The organism is Streptomyces sp. NPDC001663 (assembly GCF_042893105.1).
Classification (GTDB): domain Bacteria; phylum Actinomycetota; class Actinomycetes; order Streptomycetales; family Streptomycetaceae; genus Streptomyces.
In genome coordinates this window covers 227,208-246,016 of record NZ_JBIAUR010000013.1, presented here as the reverse complement: position 1 = coordinate 246,016, position 18,809 = coordinate 227,208, and the positions used below count along the sequence as shown (strand labels likewise).

Here is an 18,809-nt window from a genome sequence, read left to right as displayed (position 1 = left end):
CGTGATGACCACAGACATGGTGCAGGCTCCCGCGGGCACGATCGTCGGCCGCCGTGACGGCCGGGTACGGCGCTTCCTCGGCATCCCGTACGCCGAACCGCCCGTCGGCGCACGGCGGTTCGCGCCACCGGTCCGACGGGGCCGGTTCACGGAGCCGTACGAGGCGACACGGCACGGCGCCACGGCCCAGGTCGTGCCGCTGTTCGAGACGACCACGATCCCGGAACCGTCCGTGCCGGGCGACGACGTGCTGAACGTGAGCGTCGTCGCCCCGGTCGATCAGGAAGGCTGCCCGGTCCTGGTGTGGGTCCACGGCGGCGGATTCCTGGCGGGCAGCCCGGCGAGCCCCTGGTACGACGGCCGTTCCTTCGCCCGCGACGGGGTGGTCACCGTGACGGTCGCATACCGCCTGGGCGCCGAGGGGTTCGCCCCGCTGGACGACGTACCCACGAATCTCGGGCTGCGCGATCTGCTGCTCGCTCTCGACTGGGTGCGGGACAACATCGCCGCGTTCGGCGGCGATCCGGGCCGGGTCACCCTCGCCGGGCAGTCCGCCGGGGGCGCGGCGGTACTGGCGCTGCTCTCGTCACCGGCCGCAGAACGCCGTTTCCAGCGGGCGGTCAGCCTGTCCGGCGGCTTCTTCGAGGTGGCCGAGGACACTACTCGTGACTTCCTCGAACGGCTCGGGGACCGGCTCGCCGTGCCTCCGACGCGGGACGGATTCGCCCGCTGCACCAGGGAACAACTGCAGTGGGAAGTAAGGGAGTTGCGGGAAGACGAAGCACTCGTACTCGGCCCGTTCGTCGGCGACGACGTCCTGCCGGTACCGGTCGCCGACGGACTCGCGGTGCACGGCCACGACATACCGCTGCTGCTCGGCGCGACGGGCGACGAGTTCGACGGCCCCACCGCACCGGAATCCGCACGCACCGCGGGCACCCGCCTCACCGACACCCTCTTCCGCGCCGCCTGTCCACGCACGGCGGCAGCCCGCCGACACGCCCCAGCCGGCACCTGGCTGTACTCCTTCGAATGGCCCTCCCCGACCACCGGAGGCGCCACGCACTGCATCGACATCCCGTTCTTCTACGACGTCCTCGACGCACCCGGCGTCACCGAGGCACTCGGCACCGACCCGCCCGCGGAACTGGGCATGTCGATGCACGCCGATCTGGTCGGGTTCGTCCGCGGCGAGGAGCCGGCCTGGGCGAGGGCGACCGGCGCGCTCGGGGACCCTGCGCGCGAGTACGGTCGACCCGGCGCCCCGTTCGCGGCCGACACCACCGGGGTGTTCGATCCCGTCGTAGGCGCGGTGGTGGAGGCGTGCTGATGTCCGGGATGAACCAGAGCGCCGTCCGACGGGTCAACACCTCGGTCATCCTGCGGGCGTTGGCGGTGTCCGCCGGGCCGACGACGCTGACCGCGCTCGCCGAGCAGACGGCCCTCTCCCGCCGCACCATCGAGCTCATCCTGGACTCGCTCGTCGAGGCGGGCTGGGTGAGCGAGTTGGACCGCGTGCCGACCGTCGGCTGTGCCGGGCGCCCGGCCCGCCGCTACGAACTGCGGGCCGAGCACGCCCTGTTGTCGGCCGTGCAGATCACCACCGAGGACGTGTCCGCGGTGGTGGCCGACGTACGCGGCCGTATCGTCGGCCGGGCGCACCGGCCGCTGCGCGCCTACCAGGATCCGCAGATCACGCTCGACGACGCGGCGGCAGTGGTGCTGGAGGCGCTCGACGACGCGGGCGGGTCGCCGGAGCGGCTGCGCGCCGGTGCGGTCGCGAGCGGCGGTTCGATCGACGACGAGGGAGTGGTACGGAGTCTGGTGCACACCACGCGATGGCAGGGAGTGCACCTTCCCGAGGAGCTCGGGCGGCGCATCCGGGTGCCCTGGTTCGCGGACAACGACACCAACCTCGGTGCGCTCGGGGAGCGTTGGCGGGGCGTGGCCGGCGGCCACGACACCGTCGTATGGGCGATTCTCGGCAACCGGACCGGTCTCGGCATCCTCATCCGGGGCGCCGTGCACCGCGGTCTCGACGGTGCCGCGGGCGAGATAGTCGAGGCGTCGTCGATACCGACCGGCTCGGTCGAGGACCGCCCGGTGGCCTGGCTCACCTCACCGGAACCGGCCCGACGGCGCCTCGCCCTCGGCCGTTTCGACGCGGCGCGGGCCGGCGACGCGACGGCGCTCGCCGAGGTCGACGAGCTCGTGGAGAACATCACGTCGATCCTCACCACCCTGTCGTGGACGGTCGCGCCTTCGCTGATCGTGCTCGGCGGCGGTCTGGAGGACGCGGCCGACGTGCTGCTGCCCCGGGTGCGGGACGCGCTGCGCGCCGCCCGCACCCCCGCGGTCGAGTTGCGGGCCACCGGCCTGGGCCGCGACGCCACGCTCGTCGGCGCCGTCAAGCTGGCGCTCGACCGCATGGACACCCAGCTGTTCGGCCCGCTCGTCCCCGCCGAGTGATCCCCACTCCCCCCACGCCATCAGACCCACCATGGAGTCTCACTGTGACCCGTACACCCCGTGCCGACGTCCTCATCGTGGGCAGCGGCATCATGGGATCCGTCGTGGCCCGGCTGCTGCGCGAGACCGATCCGGCGCTGGAGATCGCCATGGTCGACGGCGGCAGCGCGATCGGCAAGGCGCCCGGCCTGCACCTGCACGACCTCGACGACCCGGCCTTGTGGTCGCGCTACAACGAACAGGTCGCCACCGGAATCCAGGGCATGTACACGGGCGCCGAGGTGGTGCGCGAGGTCGCCGACAGCCTCCCCGGTCTGCCGCCCGGCATGTACCACGCGCTCGCCCTCGGCGAGGACGCCGAGGCGATGCCTCAGGCCGCGCTCGCGTGGAACGCGGGTGGCATGGGTGTGCACTGGACCGCCGCGACGCCGTGGCCCGCCGGGGACGAGGTCTTCGACTTCGGCGACCCGGCGGACTGGGCGGCGGACCTGGAGACCGCGCTCCGGGTGCTCGCGGTCACGCCCGCCGCGATCGGCCCGACCGAGGTCGGCCGGCTGGTGCTCGAAGTGCTGCGCCGCCGCTACGACGGCGTCGGACCGGACGAGCGGCGCCCTCAGCCGATGCCCATGGCGGTCGCCGCGACGGCGTCGGGCCCCATGCCGCGCACGGCTCCGGGGACCGTCTTCCCCGCGATCGCGACGGGCGGGGACCCCTCGTTCACGCTGGTGACCGGGACGCTCGCGACACGGCTGCTCGTGTCCGGCGACGGCCGGGTCACCGGTGCCCGGCTGCGGCGTGTCGCGGACGGCGCCACCTCGGAGCTCCACGCCGACGCCGTGGTGGTGTGCGCCGACGCGCTGCGCACACCGCAGCTGCTGTTCGCCTCGGGCATCAGGCCCCGGGCGCTGGGCCGTCACCTCAACGAGCACGCGTTCATCACCGCCCGGGTGCTGCTCGACCTCGACCGGTTCGGCCTCGGCCTCGACGCGCTCCCGCTGCCGCGGCCCGGCGAGTTCAGCACGGACTCGCTCTGGCTGCCGCAGAACGGAGCGGCCCAGCCGTTCCACGGTCAGATCATGAATCGCACCTATGTCGACGAGGGCGGCCGCCCTCTCGCGCACTCCGTGGGCCTCTCACTGTACGCCCCGGTCGAGTCGCGCCCCGAGAACCGCCTCGTCTTCTCGACGACCGAGACCGATCTCGCGGGGATGCCGCGGATCGGCATCGAGTTCGCCTACTCCGACACCGACCGTGCGCTGATACGGCGAGCACTGGCCGAAGTCCGGTCGCTGGCCGAGGAGTTCGGAGCCTTCGACCCGGCGACCGAGAGCGCGTTGCTGCCGCCCGGCTCCTCGCTGCACCTGACGGGCACCGTCCGGGCCGGCGTCGCCGACGACGGCACCAGCGTGTGCGACCCGGACGGCAGAGTGTGGGGCCACGACAATCTGTACCTCGCCGGCAACGGCGTGATCCCGACGGCGATGGCCGCCAACGTCACCCTGACCGGCGCGGTGACCGCCGTCCGGGCCGCGCGTGCCGTCGCCGTACGCACCACCGCAACTGCCGTACGCCGTGCGGCACTTGGAGAGGAAGTCCGATCGTGATCGACATCGCCAGGGAATACCGCGTGGCACTGCCGGCGTGGATCGACGACGAGCTGGCCGACGTGCCCGCCGTGATCCCCGGCCGGGAGGACCGGATGCGCCTGGTGCACCGTCTCGCCGACCGCAACTGGCGCGAGGGAAACGGCGGCCCGTTCGCGGCGCTCGTCGCCGAGCAGGACACCGGCCGGATCCTCTCGGTCGGCGTGAACGTCGTCCTCCTCTCGGGCGTCTCCAGCGCACACGCCGAGGTCCTCGCGCTCGGCCTGGCCCAGACGGCGACCGGCAGCTGGGACCTCGGCGGCGAGGGGCTGCCGGCGCACGAGCTGGTCGTCAACTGGCGTCCCTGCGTGCAGTGTTACGGCGCCACCATGTGGTCCGGCGTGCGCGGACTGGTGGTCGCCGGCGAGGGCCCGGAGCTGGAGGAGATCACCACCTTCGACGAGGGTCCGCTCGGCGCGGACTGGGCCGAGCAGTTCGAGGCACGCGGCATCAAGGTCACGGGGGACGTGCTCCGGGACGAGGCCCTTGCCGTGTTCCGCACCTATCGGCAGGCCGTCGACGCCGACGACGTCACCGTCTACAACGCCCGCGGAGGTGACGAGTGACACCGCGGTTCGCGACCGACGTCGTGACCTTCTACCACCCGGACTTCTGGGGGCTCGACTCCGCCGACGCCCTGCGCGCGTGGGCCCTCGACAACCCCAGGACCTTCTGGGCACGGGTGATGGACGTGCTGGCCGAGACAGGCGTCACCGGCATCGAGCTGACCTTCGCGCCCGGCGGCATCGACTCGGCACTGCGAGCCTTCGGCAGCGCGGCCTCGTTCCGCCGCGAACTCGCCGCCCGCGGCCTGTCGGTGGTGAGCGCCTTCATCGCCGACGCCGATGCCCCGAACTGGCGGCACGGCGACAACCTGCCGGCGATCGTCGCCGACGCCGAGCGCCGCGCGGCCTTCCTCGCCGAAGCCGGCGCGGAGATCCTCGTGACCGGGCTGCCCATGCGTACGACGTTCGGGACGCGTCCGCCCTTCTTCGTCGACGCGGCCTACATGACGCGGATGGCCGACATCGCGCACGCGGTCGGCGAGGCCGTCTCCCGGCACGGTGTGAAGCTCGCCCTCCACACGGAGTCGCACAGCACGCTCTGGTACGAGCGGGACATCGACCTGTTCATGGCCCTGACCGACCCGCGCTACGTGTGGCTGTGCCCCGACTCCTGCCACATCGCACTCGGCGGAGGCGACCCCGTTGCCGTGGCGCGCCGCCACTCCCCGCGCATCGCGCTGGCGCACTGGAAGGACGCGGTCGGACCGATCGACGTCCACCTCACCGTCGACGACACGATCTTCGCCCGGCAGCAGCCGTACATGACCGCGCTGGGCACGGGCATCGTCGACTGGCGCGGCTGGGCCGACGCGATGTCCCGCACCCCGGGCGCCGGCACCGTGCTCATCGAACTGGACGAGGCGGCCGATCCGGTGGCCGCGCTCCGGGCCGGGACGGAGGTCGCACTCCGGGCGGGGAAGCAAGTCGCGCTCCGGGCGGGGGCGGAGGCCGCGAACGCATCCTGGGAATGATCGGTCCCCGGACGCATCTACCCTTGCCCCGTGACCAGCTTCGATCAGCCGGACCAGGCGGGTGGCGTGCCCCGGCCGCAGTCGTTGATGCTGACCTTCTTCGGCATCCACGCCCTCGGCCGGGACGTCGCGGTGTCGGCCGGCTGTCTGATCGACGTGTTCGGGCAGGCCGGGATCACCGAGGACGCCGTACGGTCCACGCTGACCCGCATGGTCAAGCGGGGCCTGCTGGAGCGGCACCGGCGGGGCCGCAGGACGTACTTCGGGCCGACCCCGCGCGCCGCCCGCGTCCTGCAGGACGGCCACGACCGGATCTGGTGCACCGGCGCGGTCAACCGGGACTGGGACGGCACCTGGACCCTGGTCGGCTTCTCCCTGCCGGAGGCCTGGCGCAGTGAGCGCCACGACCTGCGCTCCCGGCTGGTGTGGAGCGGTTTCGGCCCGCTGCAGAACGGCCTGTGGGTGGCGCCCGGCACGGTGGACGTGCCCGAGGTGGTCGCGGGGCTGGGCCTCGACGCGTATCTGCGGGTCTTCCAGGGGGCGACGGCCGCCGGCCCGACCGACGCCCGCACGGTCCTGCACACGGCGTTCGACGTGGAGTCCGTCGCCAAGGGCTACGAGGCGTTCCTGGGCCGCTGGAGCACCGGCGCCGCGGAGGCGGACGAGGCCGGGGCGCTCGTACGGCAGCTGCTGCTGCACACCGACTGGCTGGACCAGGTCCGCCAGGATCCGCATCTGCCCGCCGAGCACCTGCCCGAGGACTGGCCGGCCGCCCGTGCGGAGGAGCTCTTCCGTGAACTCGCGGGCCGTTACGCGGAGTTGGCCGGCCGGGAGGCCGCGAGCACGCTGGACGTGATCACGGTGGCGGCCTCCTAGAACCCCTCCTGCACCACCCCCTGCGGAGAGGTCCGTCCATCAATACTGGGCAACCCATTGACCGCCGTCGAAAAACTGCCCTACATTCGCAGCGCTTCTCGGCTTCGTCATCCCCCGACAAACCCGCTCAAAGGGGAGCCCCACGTGTCCACTGAAACACGCATCGAACCCGATTCCACCGCCGCCGGACCGTCGTCCGGCGGCCTCCCCGTCGGTACCCTCGTCGCCGGCTGCTTCGCGGTCTGTCTGGCCCAGATAGCCCTCGCCATGCCGGCCACCCTCAACGGGCTCTTCCAGGAGGACCTGCACCCCGTCGGCTCGCAGCTGACCTGGATCTCGGACGCCTTCCTGCTGCCCGTCTCCGTCCTGGAGCTGACCTTCGGCGTCCTCGGCGACCTCTTCGGCCGCAAGCGGCTGCTGGTCGGCGGCGGCGGACTGCTGGTGGCCGGCGAGGCGCTGGCCGCAGCCAGCACCGGCATCCACATGCTCTGGGTGGGCCAGGCCATCGCCGGTCTGGGCGCGGCGGCGCTGTTCCCGACCTCGCTCGCGATGATCGCCGCGGGCACCCACTCGGCCCGCGACCGCGCCCGCACCATCACGATCTGGGCCGCGGCCCTGTCCAGCGGCGGCTTCGTCGCTCCTGTCCTGGGCGGCATCACCGGCAACTACGGCTCCTGGCGCTGGGCCTTCATCGTCGTCACGGGTCTTGCCTTGATCAGCACGCTGCTCAGCCAGCTCTTCGCCCAGAACTCCAGTGCCCCGGAGGGCCGTTCGCTCGACCTGGCAGGTCAGATCACCATCGGCATCGGCATGTTCGCCCTGCTGTACGCGGTGATCCAGGGCCCGGCGGACGGCTGGACCGCGACGCCGGTGGTCATCGGGTACGTCGTCGCAGCGGTCTTCATCGGACTGTTCATCGTGGCCGAACGGCGTGCCGCGTCCCCGCTGTTGCGCCTCGACCTGTTCAAGAACCGGGCGTTCGCGGTGGCCTCGTTCGTCGCGGTGGTCGGCATGTTCAGCTACCTCGGCACCGCTTACGCGACCAGCATCCGGCTCGGCCCGGTCCAGCACCAGAGTCCGCTGCGCGGCTCGTTCGCCTTCATCCTGCTCAACGCCTGGACACTGCTGCTGATGCCGCTGATCTCCCGGCTGCTGGAGAAGGTCAGCCCGCGCTGGGTGCTCGGCGCCGGCCTGGCGCTCATGGCGACCGGCGACTTCATCGCCGCGACCCTCTCGGTCAACGACCGCGCCCTGACCTCCCTCATCCTCCCCATCGGTCTGGTCGGCATCGGCTTCGCGCTCACCGTCTCCTCGATCACCGCGACGGCCGTCAACACGGTGGAGGTCCACTACGCGGGCATGGCCAGCGCGTCGACGAGCCTCCTGCGCGACTTCGGCTTCACGCTCGGCCCGGCGGTCATCGGCGCGATCGCCCTGAGCCGCGCCGCGGACGAGTTCACCCAGAAGCTGGCGACCTCCAACCTGTCGGCCGAGGTCAAGGCGGCCGCGGGACAGGTGGCGGCCGAGGGCGGCCCGCTGGCCTCCAACTCGGTCCCGCCGTCGTCCCCGCCGGGCGGCGCGGTCCCCATCGCCCTGGAGGCTCTCGGCAACGGCTACGCGATCGGCTACGTGGTCTGCGGCGTCGCGGCCCTGGCCTGCTGCCTCCTCAGCGTGATCGCCCTGCGCAGCAAGGGCGACGAGGCCGCGACGGTGGGTCTCACGAAGGACGAGGCGCCGGCGGCGGCCTGACCTCCCCGGCTCACACACCGGACGGTGCCGGCCCGCGGGTCGGCACCGTCCGGTCACCGAACTGTCACAGATGATCCACAGGAGAAACCCCCGGTGAGGCAGCTCTGTCTCCATCGGCGGGCGCCGGCGAGGACCGGCCCCGCACCATCCGAACCCGGGGGACTCCATGCAGTACGTGAACGGCATCCGCAAGGCCGCGCCGGCGATCGCCGCGCTCCTGGCCGCCCTGTCGGTGACCGCGTGTCAGGCCGGCGGCTCCGAGGCGGGGGCCGAATCGCCGTCGAAGGCGCCGAGCAGCGCGCCGTCCGCTTCCACGACACCGGGCACGAAGGCCCCGGAGGCCTCCGACGCGCCGACGTCGAAGGCCCCGACGGCGACCGCCTCCCCCATATCCGGATCCACGGGTACGACCGTGAAGACGTGCACGGCGACCGCTCTGAAGGCGGCCGCTTATCAGGCCACCGACCGCCCTGACGGCACGGGAACCGGAGCCGCGATCATCGAGTTCACCAACACCTCCGCCGGCGCCTGCCTGCTGCAGGGCCACCCGACGGTGGCCGGGGCGGGCAACGGCTCCCCGGAGCACAACGCCCCGCTGAAGGTGACGCCCACGGGCTCCGCCACGCCGGTGAAGGTGGCACCGGGCGGCAAGGCCTGGCTCAAGCTGACCTTCGTACAGGTCCAGGGCGAGGCCGACGGCTACTGCGAATCCGGCTCCAAGCCCGCCTCGTACCCGACCCTGGTGGTCGGCCTGCCCGGCTCCGGGGCCCACCAGGTCGCCCTGGACGACGGCGTCTTCGCCGAGTGCGACAACACGGTCACCGCCACCGCGGCGACGGCGACGAAGCCCGTCTGAGCCGACGAGGTACCCCGGCCGGTCTCGACCACATTGCGACAAGGTACGGCGGTTAGGCTCAATCCCGTTGCGCTGCAAGGAGATTGACGGCCGCCGTGCCCCGGCACGCGCCGGAGGGGCGGGGACATGACGTACGACCGGCTGATCCGGCCGCTGCCGGAGCTGCTGAGGGCGCACGCCGAGCTGGCACCGGGGCGTGTGGCGTACGCCGACGATCTGCGTGCCGTCAGCTACGAGGAGTTGGAGCGGCGCACCGGCAGGCTAGCCTCGTACCTCGCCCGGACGGGCCTTCGGCGCGGCGACCGGGTCGCGATCTGCCTGGGCAACTGCGTGGAGATGGTCGAGAGCGTGCTGGCCGTCGTCCGGGCGGGTGCGGTCGGTGTGCCGCTCAACCCCCGGTCGTCCGACGCCGAACTCGGCCACTTCCTCGAGGACAGCGGCGCCTCGGTCCTCGTCACCGACCCCGTGCACCTCGCCCGGCTGCACCGCCTCGGTCCCGTGCACCGCCGTACGCGCGTCCTGCTCACCGGCCCGGGGCCTGTCCCGGAGGACGCCCCGGACGACACGGTCCTCTTCCGCACCGTCGCCGCCGACGCCTCTCCCGCCCCGGCGCCCCGCGACGACCTCGGGCTCGACGAGCCGGCCTGGATGCTCTACACCTCGGGCACCACCCACCGCCCCAAGGGCGTCCTGTCCACGCAGCGCGCCGCTCTGTGGTCGGCCGCGGCCTGTTACGCCCCGATCTTCGGGCTCTCGTCCGAGGACCGGCTGCTGTGGCCGCTTCCCCTGTTCCACAGCTTCGGGCACTCCCTCGCGATCCTGGGCGTCGCCGCCGTCGGTGCGAGCGCCCGGATCACCGCCGAACTCCTGCCGCCGGGCGGCCTGTTGCGGGAGCTGAGCTCACCCCATGAAGCCATGGGCGGCCCCTACACCGTCCTGGCCGGGGTGCCCGCCACCTACCACCAACTCGTGGCATCCGCCGCGGACACGGAATCACCGCCGCCGCTGCGGACCTGCCTCGTGGCGGGCGCACCGAGCGCACCGGATCTGCGCAGGGCGGTGGAGGACCTGCTGGGGACCGAACTCCTCGACGCCTACGGCAGCACCGAGACCTGCGGCATGATCGCGGTGAACCGTCCGGACGGGCCGCGGCCGGCCGGTTCCTGCGGAACACCGGTCCCGGGCATGGAGGTGCGCGTCGTCGATCCGGGTTCCGGCAACGATGTCGCGGACGGCGCCGAGGGCGAGATCTGGGTGCGCGGTCCGAGCCTGATGACCGGCTACCACAACCGGCCCGAGGAGACCGAGGCCGCGCTGCGGGACGGCTGGTACCGCACCGGCGACCTCGGCCGGCGCGTCGAGCACGGTCATCTCACCCTCACCGGCCGGGTCAGCGAACTGATCATCCGCGGCGGGGAGAACATCCACCCCACGGAGGTCGAGCAGGCTCTGCTGCGCGCTCCCGGAGTGCGGGACGCGGTGGTGGTGGGCGCGCCGCACGACGTCCTGGGCGAGGTGCCGGTCGCCTACGTCGTACCGGGTCCGGAAGGGATCGACCCCCGGCAGGTTCTGGACGCGTGCCGCGCCCGGCTCGCCGAGTTCAAACTGCCCGTCGAGATACGGCAGATCGGCGCCGTCCCGCGCACGGCGTCCGGCAAGATCGCCCGCCACGCGGTCGTCACGGGGGCGGTCCCGCCCGCGGCCGGCCCCGGCCCGACCTCCGAGGACGACTCCCTGCGGCGACGTCTGCTGTCCCTGCCGCCGGACGGGCGGGAGCGCGCGCTGCGCGAGGCGGTGCTCGCCGAGACGGCCGCCGTCTGCGGCAGCGGCCCGGGCCAACGGCTCGACGCGGACAGCCCGTTCACCGATCTCGGGCTGACTTCCGTGGGCGCCGTCACGTTGACCGACCGACTCGGCCAGGCGACCGGTCTGCGGCTGCCCTCGACGCTGGTCTTCGACCACCCCACGCCGGCCGCGCTGGCCCGGCAGGTGCACCGCACTCTCTTCATCCCGACGCCCGAGGCCGAGCCGCGCACCGGCACCGGCACCGGCACCGGCACCGGCACCGGCAAGGACGATCCAGTGGTGATCGTCGCCATGGGCTGTCGCTATCCCGGCGATGTCAACTCACCGGAAGATCTGTGGGAGTTGGTGTCGGCGGGACGGGACGCGATCTCGGACTTCCCCACCGACCGGGGCTGGGATCTGGCCGGCCTCTACGATCCGGACCCCGACCGGATCGGCACCTCCTACACCCGCAGCGGCGGATTCCTGCACCGGGCCGCGGAGTTCGACGCGGGCCTGTTCGGGATCTCCCCGCGCGAGGCGCTGGCGATGGATCCGCAGCAGCGGCTGCTGCTGGAGACCTCGTGGGAGGTCTGGGAGCGGGCCGGAATCGACCCGGCCACGCTGCAGGAGAGCGACACCGGCGTGTTCGTGGGCGTGATGCACGGCGACTACTCCTCCCGCCTGACCCGGCACGAGCTGGAGGCCCATCTGGCCCTGGGCTCGACCGGCAGCGTGGCCTCCGGCCGCATCTCGTACGTCTACGGGCTGCGCGGGCCCTCGATCACGGTCGACACCGCGTGCTCCTCCTCACTGGTGGCGCTGCACTGGGCGGCGCAGGCGCTGCGCTCCGGCGAGTGCTCCCTGGCCCTGGCCGGCGGGGTCACGGTGATGGCGACGCCCAAGGCGTTCACGGCGTTCAGCCGCCAGCGCGGTCTCGCGCCCGACGGCCGCTGCAAGTCGTTCTCGGCCTCGGCGGACGGCACCGCCTGGGGCGAGGGCGCGGGACTGGTGCTGTTGGAGCGGCTGTCCGACGCCCGCCGCCACGGCCACCCCGTACTGGCCGTGCTGCGTGGCTCCGCAGTCAATTCCGACGGCGCGTCCAACGGTCTGACCGCCCCCAGCAGCCGAGCCCAACAACAGCTGATCACCCGGGCGTTGGCCGACGCGGGACTCGACGCGGGCGATGTCGACGCGGTGGAGGCGCACGGCACCGGCACCACGCTCGGCGACCCCGTCGAGGCGCGGGCCCTGCTGGCCACGTACGGCCAGGGGCGGCCCGCGGACCGGCCGCCGCTGCGGCTGGGCTCGGTCAAGTCCAACCTCGGGCACACCCAGGCCGCCGCGGGCGTCGCCGGGGTCATCAAGATGGTGCAGGCGATGCGGCACGGGGAGCTCCCGCGGACGCTGCACGCGCTGACGCCCACACCGCACGTCGACTGGTCCGCGGGCCGGGTGGAGCTGCTGACCGAGGCCCGACCGTGGCCCGCGACGGACTCCGGGCCGCGCCGGGCCGGTGTGTCGGCCTTCGGCATCGGTGGGACGAACGCGCACGTGATCCTGGAAGAGGCTCCGAAGGAGGAGGTTCCGACGGGGGAGGCTCCAAAGGGGGAGACTCCGCAGCCGCCCGGTGCCCGGCCGGAGGCCGTGGCCGATGCGGTGCCCTGGCTGCTCTCCGGCGCCGACGAGGGCGCCCTGCGGGCCCAGGCCCGCCGCCTCGCCGACCACCTGAGGGCCCGGCCCGACCTCTCGGCGGCCGACGTCGGGTTCTCCCTGGCCGTGTCGAGGCCGGCGCTCGCCCACCGGACGCTGGTGCCGGCCGAGGACCGGGCACGGATGGCGGCCGCGCTGCACGCCCTGGCCGAGGGCGGCGACGGCGTCGACCCGGTGCGGGCGGATCCGGAGCTGCGTACGGCCTTCCTCTTCACTGGACAGGGCGCCCAACGCGCCCGTATGGGCGCGGAGTTGCGCACCGCGTTCCCCACCTTCGCCGCTGCCTTCGACGAGGTCTGCCGGGAGCTGGACGAGCACCTCGAGCGGCCGCTCGCCCCGGTGCTGTCCGCCGAGCCGGGTTCGCCGGAGGCCGCCCTGCTCGACCGTACCGACTTCACCCAGGCCGGTCTGTTCGCCTTCGAGGTGGCCCTGTTCCGGCTGCTGGAGTCCTGGGGTGTGCGCCCCGACTTCCTGGCCGGCCACTCCGTGGGAGAACTGGCCGCGGCCCACGTCGCGGACGTACTGGATCTGTCCGACGCGGCCGAACTCGTCGCGGCCCGCGGCCGGTTGATGCAGGCCCTGCCCACCGGCGGGGCGATGGTGGCCCTGCACGCGACGGAGGAGGAGGTCCTCGCCGCGCTCGAGAACGCCGGCGCGAGCGTGGCGATCGCCTCCGTCAACGGACCGCGCTCGGTGGTGGTCTCGGGCGTACGGGAGACGGTGCTCGCCGTCGCGGCCGGCTTCGAGGCGCGCGGCCGCAGGACCGTGCGCCTGCGGGTAAGCCATGCCTTCCACTCGCCGTTGATGGAGCCGGTGCTCGACGACTTCCGCCAGGTCGCGGAAGGGCTGACGTTCCGGCCGCCGCGGATCCCACTGGTCTCCGCCGTCACGGGCCGTCCGGCCGAGGGCGGGGAGCTGTGCGACCCGGAGTACTGGGTGCGGCACGTCCGCCTGCCGGTGCGGTTCGCCGACGCCGTGCGCTCGCTCGGGGACAACGGGGTCTCGGCGTTTCTGGAGATCGGCCCCGGTGCCGGGCTCACGGCCGCCGCCGAGGACTGCGTGAGCGACGGCGCACTGTGCGCCGCCTCGGTTCGTGGCGGCGAGCCCGAGCCTGAGGCTCTCCTGTCCGCGCTGGCCCGGCTCCATGTGCGCGGGGCACACGTGCACTGGCCCGCAGTGTTCGCGGGCACCGGGGCCCGGCGGGTGGACCTGCCGACGTACGCCTTCCAGCGGCGGCGCTACTGGCTCGACGCACCGCACACTCCCGACCCGGCCGCACCCGCACACGGCCACCCGCTGCTGGGCCCGGGGTTCGCCGTGCCGGACACCGGACGCACCGTGTTCTCCGGTCTGCTCTCCCGCACCGCCCAGCCGTGGCTCACCGACCACGTGGTCGCCGGGTCGGTTCTCGTCCCCGCGACGGTGTTCGTGGAGCTGGCCGTTCGGGCGGGCGGCGAGGTCGGCTGCGGGGCGCTCGACGAGCTGCTGGTGCTGACCCCGCTCACCCTGCCCGCGGCGACCGCGGTGCGCATCCAGGTCGTCGTCGGCGCGGCGGACGAGTCGGGCCGACGTCCGGTCGAAATCCACGCCCGGCCCGACGGGCGGGACGCACAGGACCCCGTCTGGACCCGGCACGCGACAGGTCTGGTCGGCCCGGCATCCACCGGGCCGTCACCGCAGGAAACGGTGTGGCCACCTCGGGACGCGACCGGGATCGACCTCGCCGACGCCTACGACAGCCTCGCGGACACCGGTCTCGCCTACGGGCCGGCCTTCCGGTGCGTACGGGCGCTGTGGCGGCGCGGCGACGAGGTGTTCGCGCAAGTCCGGCTGCCCGAACCGGAGTCGGCGAGCGCCGACCGTTTCGGGATCCACCCGGCCCTGCTGGACGCCGCCCTGCACGCTCCGCTGCTGGCGGGCCCCGCATCCGGGTCCGACGCGGTCCGGGTGCCGTTCGCCTGGAACGGGTTCCGTCTGCACGCGACAGGCGCCACGGAGCTTCGGGTGCGGGTCACTCCGGGCGGGGCGGACTCGGTCGCGGTGACCCTCGACGACCCGGCGGGACGCCCGGTGGCCCGGGTGACTTCCCTGACCACTCGAGAACTCCCCACCAAGGCGGACGACTTGGCGGGGCGGGCCTTGTTCCGCCCCGAGTGGACCCCCGTGGAAGTCGACCACTCGGCCGACATCGCACGGTGGCTCCTCCTGGACGACGAACTGGACCTGCGCGGTTCGATTTCCGGCCTGGCCGCCTCCGCCCCACCCGAGCCGGACACCGTCGTCGTCACAGCCGTCGGCCCGGCATCGCAACCCGACCCTCTGGCGGCCGTACACCTGCTGACCGGCCGGGTGCTCCGCACGCTGCAGGACTGGCAGGACGATCCGCGGACGGCCGGCTCGCGCCTGGTGGTCGTCACGCGGGGCGCCGACTCACCGGAGGCGGAGCCGGATCTGGCCGGGGCCGCGGTATGGGGGCTGGTGCGTGCGGCCCAGGCCGAGCTGCCCGGGCGCATCGTCCTGGTCGAGGTGGACGGACGGCCCGACTCGCTGCGGCAGCTGCCCGCGGCGGTGGCCACCGGCGAACCCCAACTGGCCATCCGGGCCGGACAGTTGGCGGTACCACGGTTGGCCGCGGCGACCGCGGCGGGTCCGGGCGTCACCTTCCGCCCGGGCGGCACGGTCCTGATCACCGGCGGCACCGGTGCCCTGGGTGCGCAGCTAGCCCGCCACCTGGTCACTTCCCGCGGCATACGGCACCTGCTGCTGACCGGCCGCCGCGGACCCGAGGCACCGGGCGCCGAGGAACTGCGGGGCGCGCTGGAGGAGTTGGGCGCCCAGGTGCGGATCGTGGCCTGCGACGCCTCCGACCGGGCCGCACTGGCCGAGGTGATCGACGGCTGTGAGCCCGCGCTGACCGGTGTGGTGCATGCCGCCGGGGTGCTGGACGACGGAGTCCTGGCGGCGCTGACGCCCGAGCGGATGGCCGCGGTGCTGCGGCCGAAGGCGGACGCGGCCTGGCATCTGCACGAGTTGACACGGGAATTGGACCTGTCGGCGTTCGTCCTGTTCTCCTCCGTGTCCGGTCTGGTGGGCCGCGCCGGCCAGGGCAACTACGCGGCGGCGAACTCCTTTCTGGACGCCCTGGCCCGCCACCGCTCCCGCCTGGGGCTGCCTGCACTCTCGTTGGCGTGGGGGCCGTGGGAGTCCGATGGCGGCATGGCCGACGCACAGCACTGGAAGGGGGACGCCCTCCGGCCGCTCACCGCGACACAGGGCCTGGCCCTGTTCGACGCGGCCCTCCGCGCAGGCGAGCCCGCACTGGCGCCGGTCCTGCTGGACCGGGCCGCCCTGCGTTCCGCCCGAGAGCCCCTCCCGCCGCTCCTGCGCGGACTGGTACGCCCGCGCACGCCCGACGCCGAGCATGCTCAACACGGTCCGGAGCAGCCGTGGCAACCAGGAGCCTGGCGCAAGGTGCTGGCCGAGCTGCCGACCGCTCAACGGGAGGACGCCCTCACGGACTTGATGAACGCCGACGTGGCGGCCGTGCTCGGATACCCGGACCCGGACGCGCTCCCGGCCGGCAAGCCCTTCACCGAGTTGGGCTTCGACTCCCTGATGGCGGTGCAGGTCCGCAACCGGCTGAGCATGGCCCTGCGGCTCAGGCTCCCCGCCGCCGTGGTGTTCGAGCATCCGACGGCACAGGACCTGGCCCGCCACATACTCGGCCTCCTGGCCGACGACCTGCCCGCGACGGCCCCGGCCGCCGAGCAGCCGCCGGACACCCCGCAGACGCCCGAGCCGCGGCCCGCGCAGACCCTCGCCTCGCTCTACCGGCGGGTCTGCGAGGCCGGACAGGTGGTCGCGGCGATGCAGATGCTGGTCACGGCGTCCTGGGCGGTCCCGACCTTCGACGCGGCCGACAGCAGGCGCCACGCCCTTCCACCACTGCGGCGCGCCACCGGTCGCGGGGACGGCCCGGTGCTCGTCCTGTTCACGGGCACCCACCCGCCGTTCGCCGCCCCGGGCGGCGAGTTCGCCCGCTTCCACGCCTGTCTCCAGGGCGAGTTGGACGTGCTCGAGTTTCCGCACCCCGGCATCGGCGCGGGCAGTGCGGTACCGGCCGACCGGGAGACGCTCGCCCTCACACACGCCGAGTCGGTGCTGCGGCATGTGGGCGACCGGCCGTTCGTGGTGGTCGGTGCCAGCACTGGAGGCGCCGTGGCACACGCGGTGACCCGGCGGCTCGAAGCCATGGGGTCCGCTCCCCTCGGACAGGTACTGCTGGACACGTACCTCATCGACGACGGCAACAGCGACAAGGAGTGGCTGCTGTCCTTGCCCGCGGTCATCGCCCCGCGCCTGGGCGGCAACGAGTTCACCGGCGACGAGGACACCGGCGTCGCGGCGCTGGGGGCCTACACCCGCATGTTCCTCGGCCGGCGCCCGGAGCCGGTCGACACGCCCACCCTGCTGGTGCGCGCCGCGCGGCCCACTCCCGCGATGGCGGCGGGCGCGGGCCCCGACGAGTGGCGGACCTCGTGGCCGCTGCCGCACACGTGTGTCGACGTCCCCGGCGACCACTTCTCGTTCCTCCAGGAACACGCCCCGACCACCGTGGCGGCCGTCCGCGCGTGGCTCGACTCCCTCGAAGGAGAACAGTGACTGTTGCGCATCCCGTCGGCGAGCCCACTGCAGCCGAGGAGTACGACGTGATCGTGGTGGGCGGCGGCCCGGCCGGTGCCACCGCCGCCACCGCCGTCGCCCTGCGCGGCCACCGCGTGCTGCTGCTGGAACAACAGGCCTTCCCCCGCTACCAGATCGGCGAGTCGCTCCTGCCCTCCACCGTGCACGGCGTGTGCCGCATCCTCGGCGTCGAGGACGAGGTCGCCCGCGCGGGCTTCAAGCTGAAGCGCGGCGGGACCTTCCGGTGGGGCCGCAACCGGGACCCGTGGCAGTTCTCCTTCGCGCTGTCACCCCGGCTGGCCGACCCGACCTCGTTCGCCTACCAGGTCGAGCGCTCCCGGTTCGACGCGATCCTCCTGGCCAACGCCCGGCGGGTGGGCGTGGAGGTGCGGGAGAACTGCCGCGTCAAAGGCGTGCTCGCCGACGAGGAGCGGGTGCGGGGCGTCAGCTGGACCGGCCCCGGCGGCGAGCCGCGCGAGGCCCGGGCCCGCTACGTGGTCGACGCCTCCGGCAACGGCAGCAGGATCCACGGCGAGGTCGGCGGCAGGCGGACGTACTCCGACTTCTTCCGCAACATCGCGGTGTTCGGATACTTCGCCGGCGGCAGGCGGCTGCCCAAGCCGAACGACGGCAACATCTTCTGCGCCGCCTTCGACGAGGGCTGGATCTGGTACATCCCGCTCCGCGACGAACTCACCAGCGTGGGCGCGGTGGTGAGCCGGGAGCGGGCCGCCGAGATACAGCGCGACCCGCTGGCGGCCTGGCGCCGGCTGATCGACGCCTGCCCCGAGGTCCGCGACCTCCTGCACGGAGTCCCGCAGTCCACCGAGGCGCCGTACGACCAGGTCCGCGTCCGCAAGGACTGGTCGTACTGGAAGACCCGGCTGTGGCGGCCCGGCATGGTGCTGGCCGGCGACGCGGCCTGCTTCGTCGACCCGGTCCTGTCCTCCGGCGTGCACCTGGCCACGTACGGCGCCCTCCTCGCCGCCCGCTCCATCAACAGCGGACTGGCCGGAACGCTGGACGAGAACCGCCTCTTCGACGAGTTCGAGGCCCGCTACCGGCACGAGTACAGCCTGTTCTACGAGTTCCTGGTCTCCTTCTACGACATGCACCAGGACGAGCGGTCGTACTTCTGGAAGGCACGCAAGGTCACCAACGTGGGCAGCACGGAACTGGAGGCGTTCGTGGAACTGGTCGGCGGTCTCGCCTCCCGCGACACCACCTTCGACGGACTCGGCGAGGCGGGCGCCCGCCTGACGACGTCCGCCACGGAACTCGACACGGCCGTCGGCCGCCTCCCTGCCTCCGACGGCCTGCGCAACCCGCTCTTCGAGTCCGCCACCATCCGCCAGGTGTTCCAGGAGGGCGCGGTCCTGCAGGAACGGGGCGTGTTGGGCGGCCCGTTGGAGGAGGAGGCACCGCTGCGGCCCGGGGGTCTGGTGGCTTCGGAGGACGGGCTCATGTGGGTGACGCCGGATCGCTGATCATGCAGGGG

10 protein-coding genes are annotated in these 18,809 nt (G+C 73.3%); all 10 read left to right on the top strand.

Features of this window, described 5'->3' with window-relative positions:
- Positions 1-4 precede the first annotated feature (4 nt).
- Entirely contained in the window at positions 5-1,330 is a 1,326-nt protein-coding gene (locus tag ACFY1L_RS37005; RefSeq protein WP_388834381.1) for a carboxylesterase family protein, read from the top strand.
- Positions 1,331-1,338: 8 nt separating this feature from the next.
- Positions 1,339-2,469, top strand: coding sequence for an ROK family protein (locus tag ACFY1L_RS37000; RefSeq protein WP_388834755.1), 1,131 nt, complete (start codon positions 1,339-1,341; stop codon positions 2,467-2,469).
- A gap of 44 nt (positions 2,470-2,513) precedes the next feature.
- Positions 2,514-4,073 (top strand): GMC oxidoreductase, encoded by a 1,560-nt coding sequence (locus ACFY1L_RS36995; protein ID WP_388834378.1) that lies wholly within the window; start codon positions 2,514-2,516, stop codon positions 4,071-4,073.
- Positions 4,070-4,678 carry a nucleoside deaminase gene (locus ACFY1L_RS36990; RefSeq protein ID WP_388834376.1) on the top strand — a complete coding sequence of 203 codons (609 nt, stop codon included), beginning with the start codon at positions 4,070-4,072 and terminating at the stop codon, positions 4,676-4,678. The genes ACFY1L_RS36995 and ACFY1L_RS36990 overlap by 4 nt, the downstream gene beginning before the upstream one ends.
- Complete coding sequence (locus tag ACFY1L_RS36985; RefSeq protein ID WP_388834373.1) at positions 4,675-5,649, top strand: sugar phosphate isomerase/epimerase family protein; 975 nt, start codon at positions 4,675-4,677, stop codon at positions 5,647-5,649. Before ACFY1L_RS36990 ends, ACFY1L_RS36985 begins: the two co-directional genes overlap by 4 nt.
- Before the next feature lie 30 nt (positions 5,650-5,679).
- Positions 5,680-6,525 (top strand): PaaX family transcriptional regulator C-terminal domain-containing protein, encoded by an 846-nt coding sequence (locus ACFY1L_RS36980; RefSeq protein WP_388834370.1) that lies wholly within the window; start codon positions 5,680-5,682, stop codon positions 6,523-6,525.
- Positions 6,526-6,669: 144 nt separating this feature from the next.
- The gene (locus ACFY1L_RS36975; RefSeq protein WP_388834367.1) at positions 6,670-8,274 is read left to right on the top strand and encodes an MFS transporter; all 1,605 of its coding nucleotides are present in this window, start codon (positions 6,670-6,672) and stop codon (positions 8,272-8,274) included.
- Positions 8,275-8,440: 166 nt separating this feature from the next.
- Positions 8,441-9,130 (top strand): DUF4232 domain-containing protein, encoded by a 690-nt coding sequence (locus ACFY1L_RS36970; protein ID WP_388834364.1) that lies wholly within the window; start codon positions 8,441-8,443, stop codon positions 9,128-9,130.
- A gap of 126 nt (positions 9,131-9,256) precedes the next feature.
- Positions 9,257-17,290 carry an SDR family NAD(P)-dependent oxidoreductase gene (locus ACFY1L_RS36965; protein WP_388834361.1) on the top strand — a complete coding sequence of 2,678 codons (8,034 nt, stop codon included), beginning with the start codon at positions 9,257-9,259 and terminating at the stop codon, positions 17,288-17,290.
- Positions 17,287-18,798 carry a tryptophan 7-halogenase gene (locus ACFY1L_RS36960; protein ID WP_388834358.1) on the top strand — a complete coding sequence of 504 codons (1,512 nt, stop codon included), beginning with the start codon at positions 17,287-17,289 and terminating at the stop codon, positions 18,796-18,798. The genes ACFY1L_RS36965 and ACFY1L_RS36960 overlap by 4 nt, the downstream gene beginning before the upstream one ends.
- The last annotated feature ends 11 nt before the right edge of the window (positions 18,799-18,809 follow it).

Bases quoted from the DNA above. Each gene is read 5' to 3' on its own strand.
- ACFY1L_RS37005 (WP_388834381.1), top strand. From the start codon at position 5: ATGACCACAGACATGGTGCAGGCTCCCGCGGGCACGATCGTCGGCCGC.
- ACFY1L_RS37000 (WP_388834755.1), top strand. From the start codon at position 1,339: ATGAACCAGAGCGCCGTCCGACGGGTCAACACCTCGGTCATCCTGCGG.
- ACFY1L_RS36970 (WP_388834364.1), top strand. From the start codon at position 8,441: ATGCAGTACGTGAACGGCATCCGCAAGGCCGCGCCGGCGATCGCCGCG.
- ACFY1L_RS36965 (WP_388834361.1), top strand. From the start codon at position 9,257: ATGACGTACGACCGGCTGATCCGGCCGCTGCCGGAGCTGCTGAGGGCG.